Below are 4,500 nucleotides of genomic sequence, written 5' to 3' on the forward strand. Positions count from 1 at the left end.
TNGTGAAATAGAGTTTTGTCATCTTTAACCTTATCTGCAATCTTCTTGTCACCAAATACTTTAACAGACTCATCATATTCTTTGTTGATTTGAAGAATATCGTCAATTGTCTTAATTGTGGCACCTTCAACAAGTGATCTTATCTCTTGGTTTCCATTGAAGAAGTTAGACTCCTTGATATCTTTATTAAGTTGAGCAATTAACTTCTCTTCTGTTTGTGCCATAGTTTTTGCTACAGAGAGCTCTGTTGCAAAATCATTTCTACTAGCACTGATGATTGGAAGTGATGATTTAATTCCCTTATTTAGTCTTGGATTGGCAAATCTCACACCTGTTTCTTTATTTCTTCCTGCAAGGTTGAACTGAATATAAGTACTCTTATTATAAATATCACTTAAATTTGTCAGCTTTTGGAATGTTGCTCCTTCAAGTGCAACGAGGACCGTATCTTGTGACTTCTTAAGTGTTTCACGAACCTTGTTGATAACATCACCTTCAGCAGAGATAACTACTGCTTTCTCTTTTAGTCCAGCAGAGAGAACTGAGTTATTAGCATTTCTAACAGATGTATCAAGTATCGCTGTATTCTCTAGTCCTCCGAGCTTGTTGATAAGATCTTTTGTCGCTCTTAATGAATCGTGAGAGTCTACAACCAAGACTGTTTTCTTAGAGTTATCGAAGGCCTCTTTAGAATAGACGTTTAAAGCTCTTGATGCTTCTCCTAGTACAACACCACTTTTTTCAAGGTAGGCGCTAATTGAGATTGGTGTATAAGTATCACTTTTCTTTGTAACACTTAGAACCGCATCACTTAATGTTTTAGATCCTTTGAAGTTATTTAATGAAGCAAAAGTCTTCTTGATTACACCATCTGTATCAGATTCAACAACGATTCTTACACCGTCGTAACTTCTCTTCGAGTTATTTGCAACTCTCGCTCTTAAATTAACCGCTTTACCTCTAAGTAATTCTCCCGCTAAAGACAGGTGATCAAGAGAGAATGGATATTGAACAATACCATTGTCTTTAACTTGAGAAGAAAGGATTCCATCTTTTGCTGAAACAAAGTGTCTTGCTTCAATTTTATTCTTTGCTGTTGAAACGATGACAATTTGATCTCTGTCTCTAGTATTTAATGTTCCCGTTACCTTTGCCTTGGCCGCGGCCTTAATTGTGGCCGTCGTCTTCGCTGGAATTGAGGCGATTTGATAGGCAACTCCATTTACGATAACTTTTACATCTGATTTTGCTACTGCACCGTAGTTTGAAACGACAATTGTATATGTCTTATTCTCTCCAGGTTGCATGATTCCGTCATCTGCACCAACTTTATCAATACCAGCATCTCTAATAGAGACACTTTCAAGCTTTAAGACGGCTGAAGTATTATAGAGCTCTTGTGTCGATTGCTTTGAATTACTTCTGGCAATTTCCTTTTCTGCTTCATATCTTGGTCCGTAAGTTTGCTTATATGCTGTAGAGTAGGCCGCATCTTTTAAGGCATTGTATCTTACACTGTAGGCACCAGATCTTGCTGATTCGTATGTACTTGTATAAACCTCAGAAGATGTATCTGGGTTATTATATGAGTCTTGTGCTGCTTGTGACCTTGCTTGAGATCTAAAGTTCTCGTAGTTGTCATTATATGCATTATTTCTTGCTTGCTCAAAAGCATTCTGTCTTACAATCGGGTAGTCTCTATTGCTAAAGAGCTCAATATTTCTTTGAAGATATTCTTCTTTGAAAGAGAGGTAATACTGATCAAATTTATCAAAATAAACATCTCTATGTGTTTCTTCATACGTAAACTTGTACCCGTCACCATAGGCCCTGGTCATAATTTCATTCTTATGAGTTCTTCTATCGTTATAACGGTTTCCTCTTGATCTTCCTGTTGGATAGTCTGGTCTGTATTCAGAAAAGGCACCAACAAATGATCCATTGATTTCTTTCTTTTTGAGGTTTTGTTTTTCATTTTCAGAGATGGCCTGTTCTTCTCCAAGTCTTCTTCCATCGTTTTGCCCATTTGTTAGAGCATCTGTATTGGCCTGGTTGATTCCTTGTTTTTGTCCAACAATTTTAGCATCAGAGTTAATGGCCTGCTCAATACCAACGCGCTCACCAACTTCTGAGGCCTTTCTTCTATTTCCTTGGATATAACCTTCATCACGTCCTCTAGCTTCTCCATCAACACGGGCCTGTCTCTCACCAACTCCACGTCCTTCTTGAGTGGCCTCTTGGCGAACTCTTGCTTGTCCTCTTTCACGACCTATTCTTTCTCCTTCAATTGAACCATTTCTGATTCCATGAAGTTCACCATCTTCTCTTGCAAGAATTGTGGCATCTTCTGTCGCGTGAACAATGGCCTGCTTTGTCCCTTCACGGTTATGTCTAAGAATTTCAAGAACTAGCGTTCTCTTATATTCTCTTTTTTGTTTTTCAATTTTTGCTTTATTATCTTGTAGCTTTGCTAAAAGCTTTTCTTGGATGGCCGATTTTTCTTTGGCCTGGGCAATCTTTTTCTTTGATTCAGCATTCTTCGCAGTATTTGATTCTTCTTCTTGAACTAGGGCCGTTAACTTACTTTCAACAGTTGCAAGCTTAGCTCTCGCTTCATCAAGCTGCTTTTGTAGCTGTACTTTCTGTGCTTCATCAGTTGTGATTGAAACTGCGTCTTCTAGTGATTTTACTCTTGAGACAAGTTTAACCCTTTCTTTATTATTAGAAAGTGTCTCAGTTTGAATCTCTTTGTTTCTCTTATTTCTTTCTTGGATGGCCTTATTTTCAGCTGAAATAATATCTTTGAATGGCTTAAGATTCTTTTGTGTTTCTGCAATATTAGCTTCGGCCTTTGAAATTCTTTCGTCGAATTTCTTCATTTGAAAGTCATTTTTCAATTTAAATGAGGGAGAACCGTTATAGTATTTTTTCCAGTTTTGTACGATATCACGATCTCTTTGATATGATCTGTGATTTGCTGCATGTGTCTCTGGAGACATTGAAAGTAGTGGAAATAGTATTAGGGTAGTCGTCAATAATGCCGTAGCTCGTTTTTTCATTACGCATCCTCTCTCGGTTCATATAAATATAATTACCGATAAGAATGCCAAAAGATGAGACGCTTTTACATGGAAAATGACGCATGGTGTAATAAATACATTTTCTGTTTAGAGATTTGCCGTTTCCAAAAAGCGTACACCAACTCTGAAAGTCGTCGAGCTCTTAGGGCCCAAAGGTGTTTTATGAATGATGACTCCTATGAGTGGATCCGTAAACTCTTGTTTTCCCATTCGTTTAACAAGAATTTTATCTCCAATTTTAACTGTTTCTTCTAAGTGTTTAGGGACCAAGAATGATAATCCACCTTTTGAGAGGTCGTTCAGTATATAGATTGGGCCTGGAGCACCATCTTCTAAAACAAGCTCCAGATAAGGATTTTTCATATTTAGTGTATTGATACGTTTATGAGTTCTTTGCTCAGTAATCTTCACTTCTGAGGGAACACTGAGAGTCGTTTCAGTAGCACCATCCTCAAGACATTTCGTTATGAAACTATAGATTTCACCATCCTTACCACCACAGCCAACAGAGTATTCTTTGTTTGGGATAAGGAGTTTCTTTTTAGCATTGTCTTTGATTTTTATTTGAAATGTTCCATCTCCTTTAAAAGACTCCACGATACAGCTAATACTCTCATTAGTATCAGTGAGAATACTGATAGGGCGCTTCGTCTCATTAAATTCTTTTATAATGAGATGGATATTGGAACTTATTGTCTCTAATCGGCTAGTTGCTTCCATACAAGACTCCTAGTAGCATATTCATTATCTCCTAATACTATAGAATAAATAAAATATATTAAAACTAGGCAGTTTTTTTTGAATATTTCCACAACTTACGAAAAAGCTCATTTAAATAACAGACAATATATATTGCCAATATCGCTTTTTCAGCTAGTTGAGAGAGTTCTTGAGTTCGAAGAACCTCAAAAATCTATGTTGAACGTGATCGAGATTGGCTGCGGTCAGGGGACACTTTTTTCAAAATTTCTGGATCATGGCCATAATTTCGTGGGGATTGATATCTCACAGACGGCAATCCAAAGAGCAAGGGTCTATGAAGAACGAATGCCTTTTTATTGTTTAGATGTTAGCGATATTGAGCTCATGGATCAAAGATTTGATATATTTGTGGACTCTCATCTTCTACATTGCCTCGGAAGTCTTAAAAGTGTTCAAGAGTACCTCTTGAAGCTCAAGTCAGTGGCAAGGCCTGGGGCGAGGATCATTATTGAGACCATGGTGATTTCTAAAGGGCTTTTGAAAAGTGATTCTATGTGTAGGGATGACGGTTATATCATTAAGGATCTTTTAGGGGTTGGACGACGAATTATCTTTGATGGGCGTTTTATAGAAAATCTTGTTTTAAAACTTGGTTTTAGAATTGATTATTTGAATTTTCCTGTAGGTGCAAAATTTGTCTTAGATGGAAAGAGAGTCA

The 4,500-nt window shown here is 37.1% G+C and carries 2 protein-coding genes and 1 pseudogene; 1 reads left to right on the plus strand and 2 read right to left on the minus strand.

Annotated elements, in window-relative coordinates; all coding sequences use genetic code 11:
• Positions 1-3,059: pseudogene (locus M901_RS03040) on the minus strand (hypothetical protein); the annotation flags it as partial.
• A gap of 108 nt (positions 3,060-3,167) precedes the next feature.
• A complete protein-coding gene (locus tag M901_RS03045) occupies positions 3,168-3,800 on the minus strand; it encodes a PilZ domain-containing protein (RefSeq protein ID WP_021276702.1) in 633 nt (210 codons plus the stop codon).
• A 195-nt stretch (positions 3,801-3,995) separates the two neighbouring features.
• Here M901_RS03045 and M901_RS03050 point away from each other — a divergent pair.
• On the plus strand, positions 3,996-4,500 hold a 505-nt coding region (locus M901_RS03050), incomplete at its 3' end, for a bifunctional 2-polyprenyl-6-hydroxyphenol methylase/3-demethylubiquinol 3-O-methyltransferase UbiG (protein ID WP_232422502.1).

The sequence above is a fragment of the Bacteriovorax sp. DB6_IX genome (assembly GCF_000447775.1).
In the GTDB taxonomy this organism is placed as follows: domain Bacteria; phylum Bdellovibrionota; class Bacteriovoracia; order Bacteriovoracales; family Bacteriovoracaceae; genus Halobacteriovorax_A.